At 30.9% G+C, this 26,220-nt stretch carries 20 protein-coding genes and 1 tRNA gene; 20 read left to right on the top strand and 1 reads right to left on the bottom strand.

All coding sequences use genetic code 11. From position 1 onward, the window contains the following. Positions 1-13: 13 nt before the first annotated feature. Positions 14-1,171: an NAD(P)-dependent malic enzyme gene (locus CRN98_RS06075; RefSeq protein ID WP_097026536.1), complete on the top strand. Its 1,158-nt coding sequence runs from the start codon at positions 14-16 to the stop codon at positions 1,169-1,171. A gap of 111 nt (positions 1,172-1,282) precedes the next feature. On the opposite strand, the gene CRN98_RS06070 is transcribed toward CRN98_RS06075, so the two are convergent. After that, a complete protein-coding gene (locus CRN98_RS06070; RefSeq protein WP_097026535.1) occupies positions 1,283-2,521 on the bottom strand; it encodes a competence/damage-inducible protein A in 1,239 nt (412 codons plus the stop codon). A gap of 303 nt (positions 2,522-2,824) precedes the next feature. Between CRN98_RS06070 and CRN98_RS06065 the strand changes: the two genes are divergently transcribed. The 19 genes from CRN98_RS06065 (at position 2,825) to CRN98_RS05975 (ending at position 26,174) form a co-directional block, all read left to right on the top strand. Continuing rightward, on the top strand, positions 2,825-3,400 hold the full coding sequence (locus CRN98_RS06065) for a LemA family protein (protein WP_097026534.1): 576 nt from the start codon (positions 2,825-2,827) through the stop codon (positions 3,398-3,400). 2 nt (positions 3,401-3,402) lie between these two features. Next, a complete protein-coding gene (locus tag CRN98_RS06060) occupies positions 3,403-4,218 on the top strand; it encodes a TPM domain-containing protein (RefSeq protein WP_143331279.1) in 816 nt (271 codons plus the stop codon). Between the two features lie 215 nt (positions 4,219-4,433). Next, positions 4,434-5,696: an efflux RND transporter periplasmic adaptor subunit gene (locus tag CRN98_RS06055; RefSeq protein ID WP_097026532.1), complete on the top strand. Its 1,263-nt coding sequence runs from the start codon at positions 4,434-4,436 to the stop codon at positions 5,694-5,696. Further along, complete coding sequence (locus tag CRN98_RS06050; RefSeq protein WP_097026531.1) at positions 5,696-8,815, top strand: efflux RND transporter permease subunit; 3,120 nt, start codon at positions 5,696-5,698, stop codon at positions 8,813-8,815. Before CRN98_RS06055 ends, CRN98_RS06050 begins: the two co-directional genes overlap by 1 nt. Positions 8,816-9,006: 191 nt before the next feature. Beyond that, on the top strand, positions 9,007-10,437 hold the full coding sequence (locus tag CRN98_RS06045; RefSeq protein ID WP_179631977.1) for a TolC family protein: 1,431 nt from the start codon (positions 9,007-9,009) through the stop codon (positions 10,435-10,437). 1 nt (position 10,438) lies between these two features. Continuing rightward, the gene (locus tag CRN98_RS06040) at positions 10,439-11,545 is read left to right on the top strand and encodes a TolC family protein (protein WP_097026529.1); all 1,107 of its coding nucleotides are present in this window, start codon (positions 10,439-10,441) and stop codon (positions 11,543-11,545) included. Positions 11,546-11,690: 145 nt separating this feature from the next. Next, positions 11,691-12,698 carry a zinc dependent phospholipase C family protein gene (locus tag CRN98_RS06035; protein ID WP_097026528.1) on the top strand — a complete coding sequence of 336 codons (1,008 nt, stop codon included), beginning with the start codon at positions 11,691-11,693 and terminating at the stop codon, positions 12,696-12,698. Between the two features lie 141 nt (positions 12,699-12,839). Further along, entirely contained in the window at positions 12,840-14,222 is a 1,383-nt protein-coding gene (locus CRN98_RS06030; protein ID WP_143331278.1) for a VanW family protein, read from the top strand. Between the two features lie 89 nt (positions 14,223-14,311). Beyond that, positions 14,312-15,262 (top strand): AAA family ATPase, encoded by a 951-nt coding sequence (locus tag CRN98_RS06025; protein WP_097026526.1) that lies wholly within the window; start codon positions 14,312-14,314, stop codon positions 15,260-15,262. Beyond that, positions 15,259-16,413, top strand: coding sequence for a DUF58 domain-containing protein (locus CRN98_RS06020; protein WP_097026525.1), 1,155 nt, complete (start codon positions 15,259-15,261; stop codon positions 16,411-16,413). The genes CRN98_RS06025 and CRN98_RS06020 overlap by 4 nt, the downstream gene beginning before the upstream one ends. 244 nt (positions 16,414-16,657) lie before the next feature. Continuing rightward, on the top strand, positions 16,658-18,628 hold the full coding sequence (locus CRN98_RS06015) for a transglutaminase-like domain-containing protein (protein ID WP_179631975.1): 1,971 nt from the start codon (positions 16,658-16,660) through the stop codon (positions 18,626-18,628). Between the two features lie 46 nt (positions 18,629-18,674). After that, a tRNA-Leu gene (locus CRN98_RS06010) sits at positions 18,675-18,761 on the top strand. A gap of 198 nt (positions 18,762-18,959) precedes the next feature. Then, positions 18,960-19,781, top strand: a complete 822-nt coding sequence (locus CRN98_RS06005) for a Cof-type HAD-IIB family hydrolase (protein ID WP_097026523.1) — start codon at positions 18,960-18,962, stop codon at positions 19,779-19,781. Between the two features lie 175 nt (positions 19,782-19,956). After that, positions 19,957-20,424, top strand: coding sequence for a tRNA (cytidine(34)-2'-O)-methyltransferase (locus CRN98_RS06000; RefSeq protein WP_097026522.1), 468 nt, complete (start codon positions 19,957-19,959; stop codon positions 20,422-20,424). Between the two features lie 12 nt (positions 20,425-20,436). Then, the gene (locus tag CRN98_RS05995) at positions 20,437-21,276 is read left to right on the top strand and encodes a DegV family protein (RefSeq protein ID WP_097026521.1); all 840 of its coding nucleotides are present in this window, start codon (positions 20,437-20,439) and stop codon (positions 21,274-21,276) included. A 171-nt stretch (positions 21,277-21,447) separates the two neighbouring features. Next, positions 21,448-22,542: a BMP family lipoprotein gene (locus CRN98_RS05990; protein WP_097026520.1), complete on the top strand. Its 1,095-nt coding sequence runs from the start codon at positions 21,448-21,450 to the stop codon at positions 22,540-22,542. Between the two features lie 81 nt (positions 22,543-22,623). Beyond that, the gene (locus CRN98_RS05985; RefSeq protein WP_097026519.1) at positions 22,624-24,168 is read left to right on the top strand and encodes an ABC transporter ATP-binding protein; all 1,545 of its coding nucleotides are present in this window, start codon (positions 22,624-22,626) and stop codon (positions 24,166-24,168) included. Continuing rightward, entirely contained in the window at positions 24,161-25,246 is a 1,086-nt protein-coding gene (locus tag CRN98_RS05980; protein ID WP_097026518.1) for an ABC transporter permease, read from the top strand. The genes CRN98_RS05985 and CRN98_RS05980 overlap by 8 nt, the downstream gene beginning before the upstream one ends. Beyond that, on the top strand, positions 25,239-26,174 hold the full coding sequence (locus CRN98_RS05975; RefSeq protein ID WP_097026517.1) for an ABC transporter permease: 936 nt from the start codon (positions 25,239-25,241) through the stop codon (positions 26,172-26,174). Before CRN98_RS05980 ends, CRN98_RS05975 begins: the two co-directional genes overlap by 8 nt. Positions 26,175-26,220: the final 46 nt, after the last annotated feature.

Below are 26,220 nucleotides of genomic sequence, written 5' to 3'. Positions count from 1 at the left end.
AGGGGATGTTATAATGAGTATTAAAGAAGAAGCATTAAAATTGCATAGTGAAAAGAAGGGGAAATTAGAAGTAATAGGGAAAGTAAGTGTTAAAAATAGACAGGATTTAGCATTAGCCTATACCCCAGGAGTTGCAGAGCCATGCCTTAAAATTGCAGAAGATAAAGAAAAGGCATATGAATATACTATAAAGGGAAATACAATAGGAGTTGTGACCAATGGAACTGCAGTCTTAGGGCTTGGAAATATAGGTCCCCTTGCAGGACTTCCAGTTATGGAGGGAAAGGCACTACTATTTAAGGAGTTTTCAGGAATAGATGCTTTCCCAATATGCATAGATAGTGAAGATCCAGAAGAAATCATAAAAACCGTAAAACTTATAGCACCTGTATTTGGAGGAATAAATTTAGAAGATATAAAAGCTCCTGAGTGCTTTTATATAGAAAAGAGATTAAAGGAAGAACTCAACATACCTGTATTTCACGATGATCAACATGGTACAGCTATAGTCGTTTTAGCAGGGCTTTATAATGCACTTAAGTTAGTAGGCAAGGAGCTTAATGAAGCAAAAATAGTTATAAATGGAGCAGGCTCAGCTGGAATTGCTATATGTAAGCTTTTATTAAATGCAGGAGCTAAAAATATAGTTATGTGCGATATTAAAGGTGCATTAATAGAGGGAGACCAAAAGATAAACCCAGCTCAGCAGGAAATTGCAAAGGTTACAAATAGAGAAAAAGAAGAGGGAACATTAAAGGATGTTATAAAGGGAAAGGATGTATTTATAGGAGTTTCTGCACCCAATGTAGTGACTAAGGAAATGGTAAGTACTATGAATAAAGATAGCATAATATTTGCTATGGCTAATCCAACACCTGAAATAATGCCTGATGAAGCAAAACTAGGTGGGGCAAGAGTAATAGCTACAGGAAGATCAGATTTCCCTAATCAAATAAATAATGTTTTAGTGTTTCCGGGAATATTTAAGGGAGCATTAGAAGCAAGGGCAACAGCAATAACTGAAGAAATGAAACTTGCAGCAGCAAAGGGAATTGCAAGTATAGTGAGAGATGAAGAGTTAAAAGATGACTATATAATTCCAGATGTATTTAATAAAGCAGTATGTGAAGCAGTGGCAAATGAAGTAAAGAGAATAGCAAAGAACAGTTAATACTTAATAGTTAGTAAAAAATTGCGGTAAAACCTACCGCAATTTTATTTTAAATTTTTATAAAAGTTTTATAAAAACTTACCTAAACTATTATCTATTCAATATTTAATATTAACTATATTTAAGTAGGTTTCTTCTTAAAAAGTCTAGTGCTGAAGTAACGGTTCTTTGTCGTACACTTTGTCTATCACCAGGGGAGGTTAATTTCTTTACATAAGTCTGTCCTTTTATATAGAGTCCAATATATACCAGCCCTACAGGTTTTTCATCTGTTCCACCATCTGGGCCTGCAATGCCTGTTGTTGAAATCCCTATATCGGTACCAGAAGTTATTGCAACTCCTTCAGCCATCTCTATTGCAGTATTTTTGCTTACTGCACCGTAGATTTCTAAGGTTTCTTTTTTTACACCAAGTCTTTTAATTTTAGCTTCATTACTATAAGTAACACATCCGTCCATAAATACTTTAGATATGCCAGGATAGTTTATAAGTCTTCCTGAAAGAAGTCCTCCAGTACAAGACTCTGCAGTAGATAAACTTAAGTTTTTTTCAATTAGCATTTGAGCTACTACATTTTCTAATGTAGTTTTTCCTTTACCATAAATATTTTCGCCTAAAACATCTCGGATTTCATTTTCTACAGGAGATATGAGTTTATAGGCCTCCTCTGTATTTGGAGCTTTAGCAGTAATCCTTAAAGTAACTTCATTTTCTTTTGCATAAGGAGCTACAGTAGGGTTGGTTTGTTTTTCTATTATATGAGATATTTGAGTTGCTACAGAAGATTCTCCTACACCACAAATTCTTAAGGTTTTAGATATTAAAGAGCCTTGCTGAAACTTTTTAAGATATGGAACAACGTAATTTTCAAACATAGGTTTATTTTCTTTAGGAGGTCCAGGAAGTAAAATAAGAATTTTACCGTTATCTTCTATAATACAGCCAGGAGCAGTACCATGATCATTGGCAAGTATAATTGAACCTTCTGGAAAATAAGCTTGCTTTTTATTATTTTCTGTTAGAGTTCTATTAAGAGTTCTAAAAAAGTTTTCTATTTTATCTAAGGATTCTTGATGAAGTACTAGTTTTTTATTAAAGTAAGCAGAGCCTACTTCTTTTGTTAAATCATCTGTAGTAGGACCAAGGCCACCTGTAGTTATTACTATATCAGCTTTCTCAAAGGAAGCTTTTAATTCTTCGGTAAGTCTATCAGAGTTATCTCCAACAACAGACTGATGATATACCAATATACCCATATCTGCAAGGGACTTTGAGAGATATTGAGCATTAGTATTTATTATATCTCCTAAAAGAATTTCTGTACCTACAGCAATAATTTCAGCTTTCATTATCAACCACATCCTTATTATATATATTTATTATTTTATCATAAAAAAAGGTTTCAGATGCTATGAAGCTTGCATAAAAAAATTTAAAATGATTTTAGGCTAAGCTAATGTTTTAATAACTATAATGATAACTTAAAAGAGAATTACATATACTGATTAAGGGAAATATAATATATACTACAATTAATGTAGTGCTTAGAAAGAAGCAAAATTAATTAAAAGTTGACAAATAGCAGAATTGACAACTATAGCTATATGCTTGATAATTAATCTAAGATAATAAAAAGGAGAGTGTGTGGCAGTATGAATAAAACCTTAAAAACTGTACTAATAGTACTAGCTGTGATTTTAGTGCTAGTGGCACCAGTAATATCTAGCTATAATAAAATGATTACTTTAGATCAAAAGGTTAAAAAGGCAGAATCAAATATAGATACTCAGTTAAAAAGAAGATCTGACTTAATTCCTAACTTAGTTGAAACAGTAAAAGGATATGCAACTCAGGAAAAAGAAATATTTACGGATATAGCTAATGCTCGTGCCAAACTTGGAGGAGCACAATCTGTAGGAGAAAAAGCTAATGCAGATAGTGAATTGTCTGGAGCACTTGGAAGGCTTTTGGTAGTTGTAGAGCAATACCCACAATTAAAATCCAATGAAAATTTTAGAGATTTAACTACAAATCTTGAGGGAACAGAAAATAGAATAAATATAGCAAGGCAGGACTATAATGAGGCTGTGGATGTATATAATACAAGTATAAGAAAATTCCCAGCATCTATAGTAGCTTCTGTATTTAGATTTGAGCAGAGAGAATACTATAAAATTGATGAGGGTTCAAAAGAAGTACCTAAAGTAGACTTTAATATGGGCAAATAATTATGAAAAAATTATATAAGTTTTTAGTATGCCTTATAGCGTTTCTCTTCTTGCTACCTGCACCTGTACATGGTGCAGAAATAAAGTTTCCCTCACCAACTAATTTAAAGTATGTAAATGACTACGTAGGAGTGCTTGACGAGGAAACTAAAAGATATATAGTATCTGTAGGAAAGGAATTAGAAGATAAAACAGGGGCACAAGTTACCACAGTTATAATAAATTCATTAGAAGGAAATGACATAGAAACCTATGCAAATAAGCTTTTTAGGGATTGGGGAATAGGACAGCAGGGAAAAAATAATGGTCTTTTAATTCTTATTTCCATGGAAGATAGACTTAGAAGAGTTGAAGTAGGAAAAGGGCTTGAAGGTGCTGTACCAGATACTTTAAGTGATAGGATTATGGAAAAGCTATTTAAACCCCCTTTTCAATCTGGAGACTATAGTAAAGGAATAAGAGATTCTTATTCAGCTTTTGCAGATTCTGTTGCTAAGGAATATAATGTTAAACTAGATAAAAATAAACCTGTAAATTTACAAGGAACGACTTCAAATACTAACAAAAGAGCATCAAAGGTTCCAGGAATCATAATAGGGCTTTTAGTTTTGGACTTTTTATTAAATAGAGGAAGAATAACTAGATCTCTATTAGAGTTAATATTTTGGAGTTCCTTCTTTGGAGGAAGAGGAGGAAGAGGTGGTCCTGGTGGTTTCGGCGGCGGAGGCTTCGGCGGTGGAAGTTCGGGAGGTTCCGGTGGATTTGGAGGTTTTGGAGGAGGAAGCTCTGGTGGAGGAGGTTCCTCAGGGGATTGGTAAAGTGTATAATTAAAATATTGATATAAAGTTTAAAATGGTAATAGTAATAAATTTAAAACTCTCACGGAATACCGTGGGAGTTTTAAATTTAAGGGTTAATTAATATTTTGGACAAAAATTGATAATATGTTTATTGTAAAAGATGAAGGTATTACTTATAATTATAAATAATAGGTAAAATTACATTTATATGTTTGGGAGGGGTATTTTAGTAAATGGAAAAGATGAAATTAAGAGGTATTTTATTGACTTTGTCAGCCATTATTGTACTGACAGGTTGCTCAAAAGGGAAAGCCAATAATAAGGCTACAGAAAATGTAGAAGTAAATCTCACTCCGGTTCAAGTAGCCTTGGTAAAAAAGGACACTATAAAAGATATAACTATGATTAGTGGAAAGGTAATACCTACTCAAGAAGTAGCTGTTTCTCCAAAGTTAGGTGGGAAGGTAACAGATATAAGGGTGAAAGTTGGTGATAAGGTAAATAAGGGAGATATATTATTTGCTTTAGATGATAGCGATGCACAGGCAAGAGTGGATCAGGCTCAATCAGGAGTACAATCTTCACAAGCAGCTATCGAACAAGCGCAGTCAGGAGTGGCTTCAGCAAAGGCAGCTTACGATACTGCCAAAGCAAATTATGAGGCTAGTTTAGAAAAAATACAAAATGCAAAGGTTAATTTAGAAAGAATGAAAGTATTATATGAAGAAGGAATTATATCAAAGTCTCAATACGAACAAGCGCAGCTTGCGGCATCAGACAGCTCACTTGAAGTCTTAAAATCTCAATTAGCTCAAGCAGAAGCGGCATACAAACAACCACAGGCATCGCAAAAACAAGCACAAGCAGCAATGGGACAATCGGCTGCATCTTACAAACAAGCAGTACAAGCATTGGAAGACACTGTGGTAAGAGCACCTATAGATGGATTTGTAACAGCTCTTAATATAGAAGTAGGTGAAATGTCATCAAATATGCAAGCTCCAATTACCATATCTAATTTAAATAAAGTGTATGTAAAAATAAATGTAACGGAAAATCTTATTAATAAAATAAAAAGTGGAGATAAAGTAACGGCTAATTTTTCGGCGTTAAATAATAAAGAGTTCATAGGAACTATAAGTACTATAACGCCTGCAGCAAATTCCACCACTCAATTATTTGATGTAAATATTGAAATAGACAATAAAGATAATGAAATTAAATCAGGTATGTTTGCAAATATAAAATTAAGCACAAATACAAAAAAGAATGCTTTAATTGTAAAAAGTGAAGCAGTACTTCAAAAGGAAGATAAAAATATAGTTTATATAGTAAAAGATAATAAAACAATGGAAAAACAGGTGTCCATCGGAATAGACAATGGGGATTTTGCAGAAATTACTTCAGGGTTATCTCAAGGAGATAAAGTGGTAATAAAAGGTCAGCATTATGTAGAAAATGATGAAAAAGTAAAGGTAGTAGAAGGGGTAAAATAATGAACATATCAAAGTTATCTGTAAAACGTCCTGTAACGACATTAATGGGTATTTTCATAGTGATAATTTTAGGGTTTGTTTCATTTTCTAAAATACCTATTGATTTATTACCTAATATTGAATACCCTGTAGCAATTGTATCTACAAGTTATCCAAACGTTGGATCAGAGGAAATAGAAAAATTGGTAACAAGACCTATAGAACAAGCAGTAGCTACTGTAGAAAATATAGATACTATATCATCTATAAGTTCGGAAGGCAGTTCTATAGTAATAGTTCAATTTAATTTTGGAACGGACATGAATTTTGCTTCTCTAAAAATGAGAGAAAAAGTTGATATGGTAAAAGGAATGCTACCATCAGAAGCTAATAGTCCAACAGTTTTAAAATTAGATCCTAATGCACAGCCTATAATGCAGCTTACAGTAACACAGGGAAGTGATTTAGCAAAGGTACAAGCATTTGCAGAAGATACTATAAAGCCAGCATTAGAAAGAATAGAGGGAGTTGCATCTGTAAGTATATCAGGAGGGTATGAAAAGGAAGTTGTAATAAATACTAATGCAGCTAGATTAAAAGGATATGGATTAAGCATTGACTATATTGCCCAAATACTTGCAGCGGAAAATTTAAATTTACCAGGTGGAACAGTAAAAAAAGGTAGTCAAGAATTATTTATAAGAAATATAGGTGAATTTACCAATTTAGAAGAAATAAAGAAAGTTCCTATACCTTTAAAAACTGGAGGGATAATTTATCTTTCAGATATAGCTGATATTTCTTTCCAAAATAAAGCTAAAACTTCTATTTCAAAGGTAGATGGGAAAGAAACCATAAATATTAGCATACAAAAACAATCAGGCACAAATACTGTTAAAATAGCAAATCAAATAAATAAACAAATAGATAAATTAAAGAATCAATATTCAGACTTACAGATAGGAAAGACCTTTGATCAGTCTGAATATATAAGTAAATCTATAAAAAATGTATCCAGTAGTGCCGTAACAGGTGCAATACTTGCAATATTTATACTTTATTTATTCTTAAGAAATATAAGAAGTACTTTTATAATAGGAACATCTATACCAATTTCTATAATTTCAACATTTATACTTATATACTTTAATGGAATAACTTTGAATCTTATGACGTTAGGTGGATTAGCACTTGGGGTTGGTATGCTTGTTGATAATTCAATAGTCGTACTTGAAAATATATATAGATTTAGACAGCAGGGATACTCAAGAATTGATGCAGCTATAGAAGGTACTCAAGAAGTAATGATATCTGTTGTAGCCTCAACTCTTACGACAGTGGCTGTTTTTTTACCTATAGCATTTGCACAAGGAATTACTGCTATTATATTTAAGGAATTAGCTTTAACTGTTACATTTTCTTTAGCAGCATCATTAGTTGTTTCGCTAACACTTGTACCTATGTTATCTTCAAAGTTATTAAAGGTTGACGAATATCAAGGGAAACATCATGAAGGTAAAAGTAAGCTATTTTCCAAGATTTATGACGGATTTGATAATGCATTTTTATTTGTAGAACAGAAGTATAAGGGATTACTATCTAAAGCATTAAAGCATAGAAAAATAACTGTTATTATTACAATAGTAGCATTTATATCAAGTATGGTATCTTTAGTAGCGGTAGGGTTTGAATTTTTCCCTGCAACAGATGAAGGGCAATTTACTGTAAGTGTAGAGTTGCCAGAAGGGAGTAAAGTTAAAGATTCAGAACAAATTTTAAATACAATTGAGAACAAAATAAAGGATATAAAGGAGGTAAAGTCTATATTTTCTAGTGCTGGGGGAGGAAATAGCATGTCTTTTACTTCTTCTGGACAAAACAAAGGAAGCCTTATAGTTAGTTTAAAACCTTTAAAAGAACGAAAGCGGAGTACAGCTGATGTAGTAGATGAAGTAAGAGAATTAGTTAAAGATATTCCCGGAGCTAAAATTAATATTCAAGCATCTTCTACAAGTATGGGGGCTGCAGGATCAGCAATCAGTATAAAAGTAAAGGGCGATAATTTAAATACTTTAAAAAATATAGGAAATAACTTTAAAAATATCATAGAATCTGTGGATGGAACAAGAGAAGTTAAATTAAGCTTGACTGGAGGATCACCAGAGGTACAAGTTAAAATAAATAGAGAAAAAGCATCCCAATACGGAATTACTGCAGCACAACTTTCAGCGCAAATAAAGGGGGTAATGGATGGAAAGGTAGCCACCAGGTATAAAATAGATGGAGATGAATTAGATGTTATCATAAAAGGTGACGATGTATTTTCAGAAAGTATTTCTAATCTAAAGCAAGTACTTATACAAACACCAGCAGGAATAAATGTACCTTTAGAGCTTATAGCAGATATTTCTATAAATCAATCAACATCATCTATAAGTAGGGAAAATCAAGTCAGAACCATTACTGTAAATAGTGATATATATGGAAGAGACTTAAAAAGTATTACAGATGAAATTTCAACCAAGTTGTCCTCAGTAAAGATGCCAGAAGGGTACACCTATGAAATGGGTGGGCAAAATGAGGAAATGATAGATGCTTTTAGTAATTTAATACTTGCATTAGGGCTTGCAATAATACTAGTGTATATGATACTCGCAGCTCAATTTGAATCATTAATTCACCCATTTACTATTATGTTTTCTGTACCATTGGCCTTTTCAGGAGGAATCTTTGGACTATTTATAACAAGAAGAACCTTTAATGTACCAGCCTTTATAGGGTTAATTATCTTAGCGGGTATAGTAGTTAACAATGCTATAGTTTTAATAGACTATATAAATACTAGAAGAGGTAGAGGGGAAGATAGAGAAGAAGCTATATTGAATGCAGGACCCACAAGACTCAGACCAATATTAATGACTACATTAACTACAGTATTAGGACTTGTGCCTATGGCGCTTGGAATAGGAGATGGTGCAGAGATTCAAGCTCCACTAGCTACTGTGGTTATAGGAGGGCTTACACTTTCTACATTACTTACATTAGTAATAGTACCTGTAATATATACTTTATTTGATGATTTAATAGTTAAAACAAAGAAGAAATTTAAGAGAAATGTTAATAAAGAAATTAGTATGTAATAAATAAGAATTTAGGTTCTAGAAATTAGCACTAAAAATACATGGGAGGTTACTAGAACAAAATTTATGCATTTCTTAGTGCTGTATTTCTAGTATTTTAAGTCTTTTTCAATTAATATCTCTATGGAGCGATGAACTTAATTTTAATATTAACTTCAAGTCCAAGACAGATAAAAAAAGGAGGGGAAGAAGTGAAAAAGAGATCTTTTTTAATTGGAATGCTTTGTGCATTAATAATAAGTGCAATAGTTATTTCTCCAATATTAAATATAAAGGCATCTAATACAGAAGATAATACAGTATTAAATTTAACGAAAGAAAAAGCAGTAGAAATGGCATTGAGTAATGTTGATAATTTTCAAAAGTTAAATACATTATCTAAAAATATGGATATACAATTAGATATGGCCTTAGATTTAAAGGAAAAAATGCAGGAGACTTTAGATGCTATACAGGACTATAAAAATCTTTATTCAAGAATTCAAAAGATAGAGGGTAATCCTGCATATGACCTAAGACAGCAATTAATCTTACTAAATAACAAAAACCCTAAAAGTCCAGAAGATGAAGAAATGATAAAAAAGCTTGAAGAAGAAATAGCAAATAGCCCATTGTCGGAAGAACAAGAAAAAGAATGGGGAAAAATTAAATTATTACCCGGGCAATTTGTCAAAATAGAAGTTTATAAGCGTATGTTTGGAGGAAAGCCTCCTAATTATACTGCTAAAGAAGAATTTAATATGTTTATAAAAAATAGAGATTTTGTATGGTATTCGGTGGATAAAGAAATAAAAAAATTAGATTTAAGTAAAGAAGCTGCTACAGAAAGTATTAAAAATTCGGTAGCAGAGTTATACGATAATATAGTTCAATTAAAAGATGCAATAAATCTTCAAGAAAATGTTTATAATAATCAAAAGAGAGAATATGATAATCTGGTTATACGGGTAAATCAGGGACAAGCTCCTGAAACAGAAAAAATAATAGCTGAAACAGAATTAAATAAATTAAAATTTCAGATAAGCTCAATAAAGCGAACTAGAGAGAACTTAGAAATGACTCTTAAAAAGCTTTTAGGTGTAAGTCTAACCAGAAACATTAATATTGAGGGACAGCATATTTCACTAGAATCGATACCAAGTATAGAAAGTCTGGTAAATAATGCATTATCTGAAAGATCGGAAATAAAAAGTGCTCAAATTGATATTAATGTAAAAGAAAGAGAATTGGATATTGCTAAGGGTTATTTAAACAGCGAAGATAGCGAGTTAAAAAAAGCAGAAAGTGAAGTTGTACAAAAAAAGTTAATTTTAAGTAATGTAGAAAATAATATAAAATCAGAAATGAACAAAGCATTTTTAGAGGTACAGGAAAAAGAAAGCATTGTAGGTTTGAATAAGGCTAAGTTAGAAAATAATAAAAAACAGTTGGAACTTATGGAACAGAGATATAAGCAAGGGATAATACCTATGAGTACAGTTCTAAGTTTTAATTTAGCTATATTATCTTCAGAGATGGAATATCAAAATAGTATGCTTGATTTAAATAAATCTATAAATAAATTAAAATCAGCGTCTGAGATAGGACCGTCGTATTACGAATCTATAAGTGGAGGGAAGTAATATGCAAAAACATTATATAAAAAAACATAAAATTATAAGTCTTATCGGTATCACTGTATTAATTGCAGCAGTTTTTTATGGGGGAAAAATAAATGTTACTGCATCCAATAATAATGTAAGTAGGACTGATGCAATAAAGCTTGCACTGGATAACAATAGAGATTTAGGTCAGCTATTGGAAAAAAATAAAACAGCTAAGTTGGATTATGAAGAAGCAGTAGATGTTAAGTATAAAGAAGGAGATAGCGAATTAGAAACTGCAAAGAGACAAGACCTTTATCCTATGAAAACTGAAAAAGCAGTCAAAGATTCGGAAAACGAAATAAGTGAAAAAAAGAAATCTTTAGAAGTAGACGTAGAAGAAAAATATTTTAGTATTCTTATCCAAGATGAACTTATAAATTTGCAAAATTATAAAGTAGAAACTTTATATAAGCAGCTTGAAAATAAAAATAAGCAAGTAGAGCAAGGAACCATGGAAAAAACTTCTACTATGGTTGAGGAATTAAATCTTGAAGTAGGGAAAAGTGAATTATTAAAATTACAGAGAGAAAAACAAAATTTGTTAATGAATTTAAAAAATATTATGGGAAAGAATTTTAACGATAATATAGTTTTATCAAGTGGGGAGATACCAGTAGCTGAATTAAAATTAAAGAATTTAGATGATACTATAAAGCAAAAGGTTCAAGATAGTTATGAAGTTGTATCGTTAGAAAAAAATAAGGAACTCCTAGAAAAAGAAAAGGAAGTAACAAATGACAATAATGCTGAAGAATTATATGATGACCAAATAAAGATCTTAGGTAATAATATAATTCAAGCAAATTATGACATAAAAGACAAGCAAATTTCTATAGAATATAAATTAAGAAGTGACTACAATAGCTTATTAAATTTAAAGGATGACATTGAAATTAAAAAGCTTGATTATGAAAAAAATAAAAAGCTATGGGAGTCAGCAGTAAAAAGACAAGAGGTTGGAATGAGCACAGAAATAGAAACTAGACAAGCTAAGAAAGTTATGGACAATTCAGGTATATTATTAAAGCAAGCACAGCTTAAATATTATGTAGCAGTAAGAAATTTTAATAATTTAATAAATTAAGGAGTTTGCATTTGCAAACTCCTTTTTAATATTGAGATAAATTTGCAATAACTTAAATTAAAAGCTTAATTGAATAAGAAGAGCCTGAAATGAGAAACATAATTTTAAATGTAGATTAAAATCTATTAAAGGAAGTGTTTAATACATGCCAGATGCTTGGACTCATATTCTTTGTGCTGAAGATGCCATAAGAAAGATACCAGATGGAAAGTATAGAAACATGCTTATAAATAATAAAGAACTTTATAACTTTGGAGCTCAAGGACCGGACCCTCTGTTATATTGTAAGTTCTATAATCCTCATAAACGCCAGTTTATGAAAAAGTTAAGTCAAGTGCTTCACACTGCTAAAACTTCAGAGTTTTTAATTTTTCTTATAGAAAATTTAAGTGAATCAAACAATAGTAAAGAGTTTGAGAAATTATTTGCTTACGTATCAGGTTTTATAACTCATTATGCTTTGGACACACTAGGACATCCTTTTATTTATTATTTTGGAGGAGTATATAATCCTAAATATTCGAGTACTAAAAAATATGACATATACCATAAACAACTAGAAGTGATAATTGGGACAATTGAAATTAAAACTAGATGGGGAAAAGATGCGTATAATACTCCTATTTTTAAACAAATAGAAATAGAGAAGGGAATGCCAACTTGTATAAATGAATTAATTTATAAAGGATTTTGGGAGGTTCATAAAATAAAGGTAGAAGAAAATTTAATAGAAAACTCCTATAAAGATATGAAGAAAGGATTAAAATATTTGATGGATGAAAATGGATGGAAAAGAAAAATCTTTTGCGTAATAGAAGAGATGTGCTCTAAAAAATTTAGAATTAAGGCAAGTATATATCCTAAATATATAAACGAAACTTTAGATTATTTAAATAAAAATCATAGAAAATGGAATCATCCTTGTAATCTTAACGAAGTGTATTATAATGGCTTTAATGAAATTTATCAGGAGGCAGTTAAAAGTTCAAGTAAGATGATATGTGCTGTCATAGATTTTTTAAATTGTAAAATTTCATTAGAGGAAATAAGAGATATTTTCCATGATAAATCTTATGAAACCGGAAAACTTTTAACAGATTACTCTAAAATGCAATATTATAAATGTGTCTTTGAAAAAAATGTAGAAAATTAATTTTAAATTATTAAGAGAATTTCACTTAGATGAGATTCTTTTTGATTTTTGGTAAAAACTTTTAGTGTTTGGGATGCGTAGGATTGTTGTACAAGCACATTTTTATTAGTATAATATACTAGGAAGTTAGAGGTGATACATGTGGAAAAAAGGAAGAAGAAAAGAAAAAAGAAAAAAGCACTAATATTAATACTATTATTCTCGGTTATAACAGTTGCAGGTATAGTATCAGCAGGGGTAAGTTACATGTATAACACAGTTAAAACCTATGAGGGATTAATATATCCAGGAGTAGTTGTGGACAAGGTAGACTTATCTAAAAAGACACCAGAAGAAGCCAAGAAGATACTTAAAAGCGAGTATTTAGATAAAATAGTTACTAAGCAACTTTCTATAAATACTCCGGGAAAAAAACACACCATTAAATTTGCTGAAATGAATGCTAAATTTGATTTAGATAAAGCAACTAATGAAGCTTTAAATTACGGGAAAAACTTAAATCTTATTTCAAGATATAAGCTTATAAAAAATCCTGTGCAAAAAAATATTAATTTAGATTTTTCCTATAATGATAACAAAGTTAAAAGCTTTATTTCAAATGTAGAAAAGGAAGTAAATAAGGAACCTATAAATGCAAAGCTTAATAAAGTAGGAGGAGCATTTAATATTTCAGAGCAGCAATCAGGAAGAAAACTTGCAACGGATAAGTTACAAAAGGATGTTTTATCTAAAATTAATGGAGAAATAGGAGTAAATATAGAAGTAGAAGCACCTATAGAAGAAACAAAATCAACGGTAACTTCTGATAAGCTTAGAGTAGTAAACACAAGAATTTCTTCTTTTTCAACTAGTTATGGAGCTATTTCATCTCCACAAAGAGCTAATAATATTCAAAAGGCAGTTCAAAGTATAAATGGGACTGTGCTAATGCCAGGAGATACATTTAGTTTTAATGGAGCAGTAGGAGAAAGAACTGCGGCAAGAGGATATCAAGCAGCTCCTGTTATAGTTGGAAATAAAGTTGAATCGGGACTAGGTGGAGGAATATGTCAGGTATCATCTACTTTATATAATGCTATACTTAGAGCCAATTTAAAACCTACCGAAAGAGCTCATCATACTTTACCATCTAGTTATGTGCCATTAGGAGCAGATGCTACTGTAGATTGGGGAACTATTGATTATAAGTTTAAAAATACATTAAATTATCCTATATATATTGAGGCCTATACTGCAGGAGGGAATGTGGCATTTAATGTATATTCAAGTAGTCAATTAGCATCCAAAAGCTATGACATAACTTCAGAAACATATGAAACAATTCCGGCAACTACTCAAACAGTACAGGATGCTTCATTGCCTGAAGGTCAGCAGCAGATAGTACAAAAGGCTTACACGGGATATAAAGTAAGAGTTTATAAAAATAATTATGAGAATGGAAAACTTATAGATAAAGAACTTATATCAAATGATTTTTATCGCCCTGTAAATGGATTAATAAAAGTAGGTACTAAGAAAAGTTAAATATAAAAACATACATTAAAAATTAATTTAGTGTATGTTTTTTTTTGATCTATAATTGGATATAATTATAAATAAGTGGAGGGTAAAATATGGAAAGTGAAAAGTTTATAAAGAATATAGTTTATAATATTAACAATGTGATAATAGGAAAAGAATATGAGATTTTTAACATATTAAAAGGGATAATTGCAGGAGGACATATACTTATAGAAGATGTCCCAGGAGTAGGGAAAACCACACTAGTAAAGGCCTTAGCAAAGTCCTTTAATTTAAACTATAGTCGTATTCAATTTACACCAGATTTATTGCCGTCAGATATCTTAGGAATTTCTATATATAATCAAAAGGTTCAGGAATTTGAGTTTATAGAAGGACCTATATTCTCAAATATACTACTGGCAGATGAGATAAATAGAACTTCACCGAAAACCCAGTCAGCTCTTTTAGAGGTAATGGAGGAAAAGCAAGTTTCTGAGGGAAGGGAAACTTATAAGCTTTCAGAGCCATTTATAGTACTTGCGACTCAAAATCCTATAGAATATGAGGGAACCTTTATAATGCCTGAAGCACAATTAGATCGATTTATGATAAAGGTTCACATAGGATATCCAGAAAAAAGTTATGAAGAAAAAATGCTTAAAATTTATAGAAATGAAAATCCTATTGAGAAAATAAATGTAATTGGAAGTAGAGAAGAACTATTAGAACTGCAAAAAATATGCAAAGAAATATATGTATCAGATGATATAAATACTTATATAGTTAATATTTCAGAGGCTACAAGAAATAATAAATATTTATCATTAGGAGTAAGTCCTAGAGCTTCCTTAGCCTTACTTAAAATAGCACAAGCTTCAGCTCTTATAAATGGTAGAACTTATGTAATTCCTGAAGATGTGAAGGAAAATATAGTAGAAGTATATGCACATAGAGTCATACTTTCACCCTTTGGAAGAGCTAATAATTATACTCAAGAACAAGTTGTAAAAGATATTATAAAAACAATACCTGTACCTAGAATTAAGAGAGATATAAAATGATAAGGGTAAAAGGATTTTTTATAATACTACTTTTAGTTACATTAGTTTATGCATATTTAGATGGAAGTGCCCTTGCATACTCGTTATTTTATAGTACTCTATTATCATTAGTAATTTCTTTTATTTACTTGATATATATTAGAAGAAAAATTGCAATAGAAATAAAACTTAATAAAGATAAGTTATATACTAAGGAACCCTGCCAATTTACAATCATAATTAAAAATTACAGTATACTTCCCGTTCCATATTTGGAAATATTTAATAAAGCATTGTCTAGTTTTGAAAAAAGTTTTAAAAGTGATGTATTAATTCTTCCGGGAGATAAAAATAGAAGGATAAAGGGAGAGTTATGCTTTGATATTAGAGGGATATATAATTTTGGAGTTACAGAAATTATTATAAAGGATTTTTTATATATTTTTACTACAAATTTCATATTAAAGAGTAATAAATGTATAAGCGTGTATCCTAAAGTGTACTCTTTCATTCCTAAAGTATTTGATGGATATAATGAAATAAGCATAATAAATTCAAATAGAAAAAATGTGGGGGACGAATCCTCTGTAAGAGATATTAGAAAATATAGAGTAGGAGATAGTTTGAGAAATATACACTGGAAATTAAGTGCTAAATATGGAGAACTATATATAAAAAACTTTGATTATACCTCTGGAGAAAGATGCAGCATTTTATTAAACATGAATAAATTAAATATTATAGAGAAAGACATACTTGAGGAAAAAGCAGTAGAAATTTGTATGTCACTTGTAAATTACTTACAAAATAGGAGTATGAAAACAAAGGTTTATATAAGAAATGAGGAAAATAGAAGCTTTTATATAGAAAAAAGAGGAGATGTCAGCGAGCTTATGGAATATTTCCTTCTACATAAAAGTAAGGGAGAAGGAAATTTTGAGTCTTTTATATATGATTCTTTAAATTTTATAGATAAGGACACCTTGGTAATAATTACTGCGGTCTTAACAGAAGAACAAGTAAGGACAATAATAAGTATAAGAAGAATGGGATACAATTTAGAACTTATATATGTCAATATAGACTTTAAAGATTTAAGTCTCCTACAACAACTTAAGGAAAATGATATTAAAGCTTTATCATATAGAGAACTTATAAAAGAAGAGGAATAGTATGAAAGATATAAGGGAGTTTTTAGTAAAGATTATACTAATTTATTTGAACTTAATATTCATATTTAGAGTAATGGAGGTTACCTTTAAAATAAGTAACTTTTCTTATGTGCTATTTTCCTCTTTATTTTTAACGGTCATAGTGTTAGTATATGTTTTTAAATTCGTAATAAAAAAGTTTTATGTTAAAGCTTTACTGATATTACTTATTATAAGTATGCTGGCTTTTTTGACGTATAACAATATGGAATATATAAATAAGTTAATGCTAAGAAACAATTCTTATATGCAGTATTTAAATAATGCTATATATAATAGAGAAGCTACTGAGTTTTTTCAATATAAAATCTTAATTATAACTTTGCTTCCAGTCCTCATAGTAATATCTATATTTATTTCAAATATATTTCCCAATTTTATAATACTTATAAGTTTTGCATCTACTACTTTCTTCTGGTATTACGGATATACCTCTATAGTGAAGAGATATTTGTTTTTATATCTTGTACTTACTATAGTTACTCTTTCAATAAACAATTTTTTAAAGGAAAAGAGAGTTTTAAATCAAAGAAGTATAAAAACAGAGTTGCCTATTCTAAAAGCTGCACTTTATATGTTTGTTCTAAGTCTAATGATTTCATCTTTGCAAAGTTTTTTTCCTAAAAACTACAAAGGACATTATAGAGAATTAAGAGATAATATAGCAAATAGACTTTTGCCTAATAAAAATGCTACAAGTCATATGTATAATATATCATCATCAGGTTATCCCATCACAGAATCAAAACTTGGAGGACCCATTACATTAGATGATAGAGAAGTTTTTAAGGTGAGAAGCAATAGACCATATTATTTAAGAGGAAGTTCTAAGGATTTTTATGATGGATTTTCCTGGAGAAATAGTATTGATACATTTAAAAAAGTGGGAGATGTAAATCCACTTCCCAAGGTCGAAGGCGGTAGAAGCTTTTTTCTTAAAACGGAAAGTGTGAAAAATGAATTAACTATTTATCCAACTAACTTGTATACCAGTACTATTTTTTCAACTTTATATACAGAGGGAATGTCTATTGGTAATAAAACTTTATATATAAATAAAGAAGGAGATTTACTATCTTCCAAGGTGATAAGTACACCATATACCATAAGATTTTATGATGATAATGAGAAATACAGTAAAATAACTCCTGGGGCAAAAAATTCTAAAGTAATGGATGCTATAGATTTTGAGTACAAAAGGTCTTACATGGAAGGAGAAATGGAAAATTATAAAAAATATCTAGAGCTGCCTAAAAATATTCCTAAGAGAGTATATGATTTAACAAAACAAATAACATCTAAAGATAAAAATGCTTCTGAAAGTCTCATAAGTATATATAATTATCTTAACAAAAATTATAAGTATTCTCTTCAAGTTTCAGACATTCCTCAAAATAAGGAGTTTGTAGATTACTTTTTATTTGAAGAAAAGAAGGGATATTGCACTTATTTTGCAACAGCTTCAGTAGTAATGCTTAGAATTGCAGGTATTCCTGCAAGGTATGTTGAAGGGTTTAATATGACCAATAATAAGAATGAAAATGGACTTTATGTGGTTACAAATAGAAATGCTCACGCTTGGGTGGAGGTACTAGTATCCCCTACATATAATACGTGGGGAGTATTTGATGCAGTGCCAAGTGCACCGGAGATCTTAAGGACGGATGAGGAAAAAGCTGAAGAAAAAGAAAATAATCAAATACAGAAAAAGCTACAGGATACTAATACAGTTGACAAAAGGCCGCAACAACAATTAGAAAAAGGTGAAAAAAATATAGATTTAAAAGAGTTTGTCGTAAATAAAGTCTTGTGGATTGCACTAGGAGTATTTTTTATTATATGTATATTTATATTAATTAAAAAATATAGAACAAATAAAATTATAAGATCGCAAAGTATAATTCCTTTGTATCAATATATATTAGCAAGATTAGAAACTGAAGGAATAGTTATCCCAAGTAATACTGGAGATTTAGAATTTTGGAAGGACTATGATGATGTTTATATTAGATTTATAATGAGTGACTTATGTTCTTTAGTTTATGAAGAATATTATGGACAATACAATAATTTAAAAGGATTAGATAAGATAAGCTATTATAATTCCATAGAAAAATATCTGAGAGATAAGCAAAGTAAAATTAAGTATATATTCTTTTATTTTGTAGTATTGTAAATTAAAGTATACATGCTATAATATTTATATAGAATATTATGGTAATGCGGATGTGGCGGAATTGGCAGACGCACTAGATTCAGGTTCTAGCGAAGGAAACTTCATGCAGGTTCAAGTCCTGTTATCCGCACCAGTAAAACTTGAGTTATCAAAGTTAGAGTGCCTCCGCATAAAAAGGGAACTTTTGCCTTAAGCAAAGGTTCCTTTTTAATTACATATAAAGCTAAGTTATAAAGAAGAATATATAAGAGATATGCAAATTGGACAGAAGTAGCTGCTATTTATATAATAAATAGTATGTAAATAACAATTAACGAAAGGAATGTTTATATTGAAATATAAATTAATATGTATAGATATGGATGGAACATTGTTAAATAATACTGGAGAAATAAGTGAAAAAAATTTAGAAGCTATTAAAATGGCTTCAAGGAATGGAGTAAATGTAGCTGTTACTACAGGCAGGTTATTCACATCAGCTAATTACTTTGCAGATCTTTTAGGAGTAAAAACTCCTGTTATAGCATCTAATGGAGCTTACATAAGAGAAAAATCCAGTGATAAGGTTATATATAAATCACTTTTAGGTTATGATAATGCCATAAAAATAGTTGAAATACTTAAGAACTTTAATTTATATCCTCATTTTAATACCTATGATTCTATTTTTACAGAAAAGATCATTAATTCCTCATTGTTTTATTCTAAATTAAATGAAACTTTACCAGAGGATAGAAGAATAAAAATTCATATTGTAGAAGAGTGGCAAAGGGTATTAAAAGAAAATGAAAGTGAAATACTAAAATGCATAGTTATAGATAAAGATATAGAGAAGATTAAGAAAGCAAAGGAAGAAATTAATAAAATAGAAACCGTAGAAGTGGTAAGTTCCTTAAAGAAAAACTTTGAAATAATGTCAAAGGGAGTATCTAAGGGGAAGGCAGTAGAGATGCTTGCAAATTATTATGGCATTAATAAAAGTGAGATAATATGTATGGGAGATAATGAAAATGATTTATCCATGATAAAATATGCAGGTCTTGGAATTGCAATGGGCAATGCAGAGGATTTTGTGAAAGAAAGCGCAGATTATATAACAGATACTAATGAAAATGATGGAGTAGCAAAAGCTATAGAAAAATTTGTGTTGTAGATCAGTAGCAACGTTATGTTTATATCTATGAGAATAATTTTTGAAAAGAGTCCGTTAGAATATGGGATTATGCTGCTTAATAAAAAAACTAGTAATTGAACAATTGGTAATATTAGAGTAATATATTTATTATGGATTTGTACTGATGAGTTAAATACATAAGGGGGAAAAAAATTTGAATTTAAATATAGTTTTATTTCAGCCAGAAATACCACAAAATACTGGGAACATAGCTAGAACTTGTGTGCTTACAAATTCTAAGCTTCATCTTATAAAACCTTTAGGCTTTAGCTTAGATGAAAAACATTTAAAAAGAGCAGGGCTAGATTATTGGAAATACTTAGACTTAACTATTTATGAATCCTATGAAGAACTTAGAGAAAAGTATAAAGATAGCAGGTTTTATTTTTCAACTACCCATGCAAACAAATTTTATTCAGATGTAAAGTTTGAACAGGGGGATTTTATTGTATTTGGAAGAGAATCTAGTGGACTGCCTGATTATATAAGAAAAGAAAACAGTGAAACATGTATAAGAGTACCTATGATAGAGAGCACAACTAGATCTTTAAATTTATCCAATACTGTATCTATAATGACTTATGAGGCATTGAGGCAGATGAATTTTCCAAGGATGAAATAGGGGGGCAAAGTATTGGAAAAAATAAAGATAGTGACGGATAGTACTGCAGATTTGCCAAAATCTATAGTGGAAAAATATGATATAGAAGTTATACCTCTATTAGTTAACCTTGAACAAGAAACTTATAAGGATGGTGTAGATATCTTTTTAGGGGAACTATTAGATAAAATGGATAAGTGTGAAACTTTCCCTACTACATCTCAAATAAACCCTCAGCGATTTTTAGAGCATTATAACAAATATTTAAGCGAAGGATACAAGATAGTTTCTATACATTTATCATCTAAAATGAGTGGAACTTATCAGTCTGCATGCATTGCAAGAGATATGTTAGATACTGAAAGCATAGTAGTAATAGATTCATTAAATGTAACCTCGGGACTTGGAATACTAGCGGTGAAAGCTGCTATATTAAAAGAAAAAGGTTTTTCTATAAATGAAATAGAAATAGAAATTAAAAATACAGTACCTCATGTTAAAGCTGTATTGGCATTTGAACATTTAGATAACTTGGTTAAAGGTGGAAGGCTTTCTAAGACTGCGGGAGTTATAGGAAATATTCTTGGAATAAGACCGATACTTGGAGTAGTTAATGGAGAAATGGCCGTAATAGATAAAGTAAGAGGAAGTAGAAAAGCTGCAAGATATATTATAGATTATATGAATGAAAAAGAAGTACAAAAGGGAGAACCTATGTCTCTTCTACAAGTTGAAAATGATGATGTGCGGTTACAACTTAAGGAGTATCTTTGTGAAAACGGTAATGATTTTATGGAATGTGAAGTAGGATGTGTGGTTGGTGTTCATGCAGGCAGAGGGGCTTGTGGGATGTTTTTTATAGAGGAATATTAATAATTAATTAATGATTTATTGAGTATAAAGTAGAATAGGTTAAGTTGAAATTATACAAATATAAAAATTATTTTTCACATATTTGATAAATGAAGGATAATTAGGCTATTTGTAGAATAATAATGTTAAGGATTACATTATTTAAATATTTATTATAGGAGGGAATTACAAATGAACAAAAAAAGAATAGTTTCATTATTAGCAGCAACAATAATGACAATGTCATTACTTGCAGGCTGCGGTGGTGGGGAAAAGAAACCAGCAGACCAAGGTGGCACAAAGCCGGCAGCAACTGCATTAAAAGTAGGTTTAGTTACTGATCAGGGAGGTATTAACGACGGTTCCTTTAACCAATCTGCCCATGAAGGGATAACTAAAGCAGCTAAGGATCTTGGTATTGAGCAAGTTCCAGCTGTAGAATCTAAGCAGCAGGATGCGTATCAGCCAAACTTAAAAACTATGTCTGGAGTAGCTGATTTAACAGTTGGATGTGGGTACATGATGAGTCAGGCTATGTCAGAGGTATCAAAGCAAATAACAGATAAAAAGTTTGTAGTAGTTGACGCTGTAGTTAATAGCCCAAATACTTTATCAATAACATTTAAAGAAGAAGAAGGTTCTTTCCTTGCAGGTGTAATAGCAGGAAAAATGACTAAAACTAATAAAGTAGGATTTATAGGTGGAAAAGAAGGAGAAGTTATAAATAGATTTGAATCTGGATTTATAGCTGGTGTTATGTCTGTTAATCCAGAAGCAGGAAAACTTTTAATGCCTGTAGATGTTAAAACTCCAGGTAAAAATGCTAAATATGTTGATTCTTTTGATGACCAGCAAAAAGGTGTGGAAGCAGCTAAAATGTTATATAACAGTGGATGTGATATAATATTCCATGCAGCAGGTGGAGCAGGTCTTGGACTTTTCAAAGCTGCTAAGGAAATGAACAAATGGGCTATAGGTGTTGACTCTGACCAAGCAGCAGCACTTCCAGCTTATAAAGATGTTATAGCATTTTCAATGGAAAAAAAGGTTGGAGAATCAGTTTATGATGCTATAAAAGATCTTAAAGATGGAAAATTCCAAGGAGGACAGCATAAAGTTCTTGGAATAAAAGAAGATAGAGTTGGAATAGCTCCTACAATTAATGAAAAGGTTCCTAAGGAATATGTAGAATTAGCTAATAAATATAAAAAAGCTATAAAAGAAGGAAAGTTTAAAGTTCCAGGTACAAGAAAAGAGCTTAAGGATTTTAAAGCTCCACAGCTATAGTAGTTTGGCTAGGTGCTTATGCACCTAGCCTTTTGCATAATTATTTGGAACTTAAACTTCATTGCAGAAGGGAGGATTTAAATGGAAAGAGTTGTAGAAATGAAAGGTATAACCAAGATTTTTCCAGGAACTATAGCTAATGACAATGTGGATTTTGAACTAAAAAAGGGAGAAATACATGTTCTTCTTGGTGAAAATGGAGCTGGAAAAACTACTTTAATGAATATTTTATATGGACTGTATCAACCAGAAGCAGGTGAAATATATGTAAATGGAAATAAGGTAAATATTAAAAATCCTAAGGATGCAATTAAGCTGGGTATAGGAATGGTGCATCAACATTTTATGTTAGTGCATAATTTCACAGTAGCTGAAAATATGGTTTTAGGGCAAGAGCCTAAAAAAGGAATATATCACATAGATATTAAAAAGGCGGAAAAGGATACTAAAGAACTTGCAGAAAAGTATGGATTTAATATCGACCCTAAAACTGTAATTGAAGACATGACTGTAGGGCAACAACAAAAGGTTGAGATACTAAAGTCACTATATAGAGGTGCAGAAATACTTATACTTGATGAACCAACAGCAGTTTTAACTCCGCAGGAGATAATAGAACTTGGATCAATACTTAAAAATTTAACAAAAGAGGGTAAATCTATAATACTTATAACTCATAAATTAAAAGAGGTTATGAGTATGAGTAATAGAGTAACAATAATAAGAAGAGGGAAATATATAGATACTGTTAATACTAGAGAAACCAATATAGACGAACTGGCAGAAATGATGGTAGGAAGAAAGGTCAATCTTATAGTAAATAAAGAACTATCAAATCCAGGAGAAGCTATATTAAAGATAGAAAATTTAAAGGCATTAGATCATAGAAAACTCCCTGCATTAAAAGGCATAACTTTAGAAATTAAATCTGGTGAGATACTAGGGATTGCAGGAGTAGATGGTAATGGACAAAAAGAACTTGTAGAGGCCATAGTAGGACTTATAAAGCCAATAGAAGGTAAGGTGTATTTAAAGGGTAATGATATAACAGGAAAACCAACTAAGGATATAACAGATGCAGGAGTTGGCCATATACCAGAGGACAGACACAAAAGGGGATTGGTTTTAAAATATTCACTACTTGAAAACTCTGTACTAGGTATACACCATAAGAAGCCTTTTTCAAATGGCATAATGATGAATTATCATAAAATAAGAGAACATGTAAAAAAGCTTATAGATGAATTTGATGTAAGAACTCCTAATGAAGATGTGTCAGCTTCATCTTTATCAGGAGGAAATCAACAAAAGCTAATTGTGGCAAGAGAAATTGAAAAGGACCCAGAACTTGTAATTGCAGTCCAACCAACCCGTGGACTTGACGTAGGTGCCATTGAGTACATACATAAAAGATTAATACAGGAAAGAGATAAAGGAAGGGCAGTACTTTTGGTATCATTAGAATTAGATGAAGTAATGTCTCTTTCAGATAGAATCGCGGTTATATATGATGGGGAAATAGTAGATACGTTAAATGCTAAGGATGCAACAGATCAAAAACTTGGCATATTAATGGCCGGCGGAACTTTAAAAAAGGATACGCAGGGAGGTAAAATAGATGGCTAAAGATAATACGAAAACTATAACGATTTTAAATTCGGTAAGAAATTTATCAGTATCCTTTTTATCCATATTGCTAGCTCTTGTTATATCTGTATTCTTTGTAATGTGGGCTAAAGGATTTGGATTTTTAGATTCGGCACAGTTACTATTTACTTCCATTTGGAAGGGTAGTTTTGGATCGAAAATAAATTTAATAGAAACCTTTGTATTTACAACTCCGTTAATATTTACAGGGCTTGCCCATGCTGTTGCATTTAAAACTGGACTTTTTAATATAGGTGTTGAAGGGCAGTTTATTATGGGAATGATTACAGCAGCAATAATAGGATTAATCCCAGGGATACCTGCAGTTATACATGTGATATTAATACTTATAGCAGGAATGGCTGCGGGGGCATTATGGGCAGGAATTCCAGGATACTTAAAGGCGAAAATAGGAACAAATGAAGTTGTAAATACTATTATGATGAACTTTATTGCTATGCACTTTACAAATTATTTAACCATGGGTCCTTTTCATAAGGAAGGGTCCGCAAGCACAGAACTTATTCAAAAGTCAGCAGAACTATTTAGATTTTTAGGACCTAATAATAGATTGAACATAGGAATATTTATAGGATTAATATTTGCAATTTTAGTTTATATATTGTTTTGGAAGACTACAATAGGATATGAAATAAGAGCAGTAGGATTAAGTCCAACTTCTGCAGAATACGGTGGAATAAGTATAAAGAAAAACATAATACTGTCAATGGTAATTTCAGGAGCAATAGCAGGTATTGGTGGAGCAATACATGTAATGGGGGTACAACATCAATCTGTTCAATTATTTGGATTCCCTAACTTTGGATTTGATGGTATTGCAGTAGCTTTAGTTGCTAAAAGTAACCCTATAGGAGTACTTTTTTCAGCAATATTATTTGCAGCACTAAATTACAGTTCAGCAACCCTTATGTTATTTGGTATACCAAAAACAATTTCATACTTAATTCAAGGTATAATAGTACTATTTATTGCTGGAGAATATATATTTAAACTTATATCACAAAGAAGAAAAAAGGGGGCTTTGACAAATGGATAATGGAGCGTATATAGCTATAACAGGAATAATTGCCGCAACGTTAAGACTCTCAACACCTCTTATATTTGCAGCCCTTGGTGGAGTTTTTTCGGAGAAAGCTGGAGTTGTAAATATAGCCTTAGAAGGTATAATGACAACAGGTGCTTTCTTTGCAGTATATGGGTCCTTTGTTACAGGCAACCCTTGGATGGGACTTATATTTGCTATGATTGCTGGAGCAGCTATGGCAGCCATACATGCGTATTTAAGTATTCACTTAAAGGCAGAACAGGTTGTATCTGGTGTTGCTATAAATATATTTGCAGGGGCATTAACAAGTTTTTTAATTGTTAAGTTCTTTAACACTGGTTCGCAAACAAGCGTTGTAGAATCAATTCCATATCCATCAGAAATGATGGGGAAGGTTCCTGTCATTGGAGCAATATTAAAAGAATTGAATTGGTTTGTGTTTATAGCATTTATATTAGTATTTGTATCTCATTATGTAATATATAAAACTCCGTTAGGACTTAGAATAAGATCTGTAGGAGAACATCCAAAGGCTGCAGATACTTTGGGAGTAAGCGTATATAAAATAAGATATTTTTGTGTAATACTTTCAGGAGTTCTTGCAGGATTAGGAGGAGCTACTCTTTCTATAGGCATAATGAATTTATATAGAGAAAATATGGTAAGTGGTAGAGGCTTTATTGCTCTAGCGGCCATGATATTTGGTAACTGGAAGCCTATAAATGCTATGTGGGCATCGATGTTATTTGCTTTTGCAGAAACATTTCAGTTATTTGCAAAGGGATTTGGATGGACTATTCCCGGAGAAGTGTATGCGGCATTCCCTTATATACTTACTATGCTAGCTCTTGCTGGATTTGTTGGAAAAACTCAAGCACCAGCAGCAGATGGGGTGCCTTATGAAAAAGGACAGAGATAAATATAATTAATACTAAGTAACTAATATTTCATATTAATTAAAAAAG

The organism is Clostridium peptidivorans (assembly GCF_900205925.1).
GTDB classification, from domain to species: Bacteria; Bacillota; Clostridia; order Clostridiales; family Clostridiaceae; genus Clostridium_AK; species Clostridium_AK peptidivorans.
Note: the sequence above shows the minus strand (reverse complement) of the source record. Positions and strands in the feature narration are given on the sequence as shown.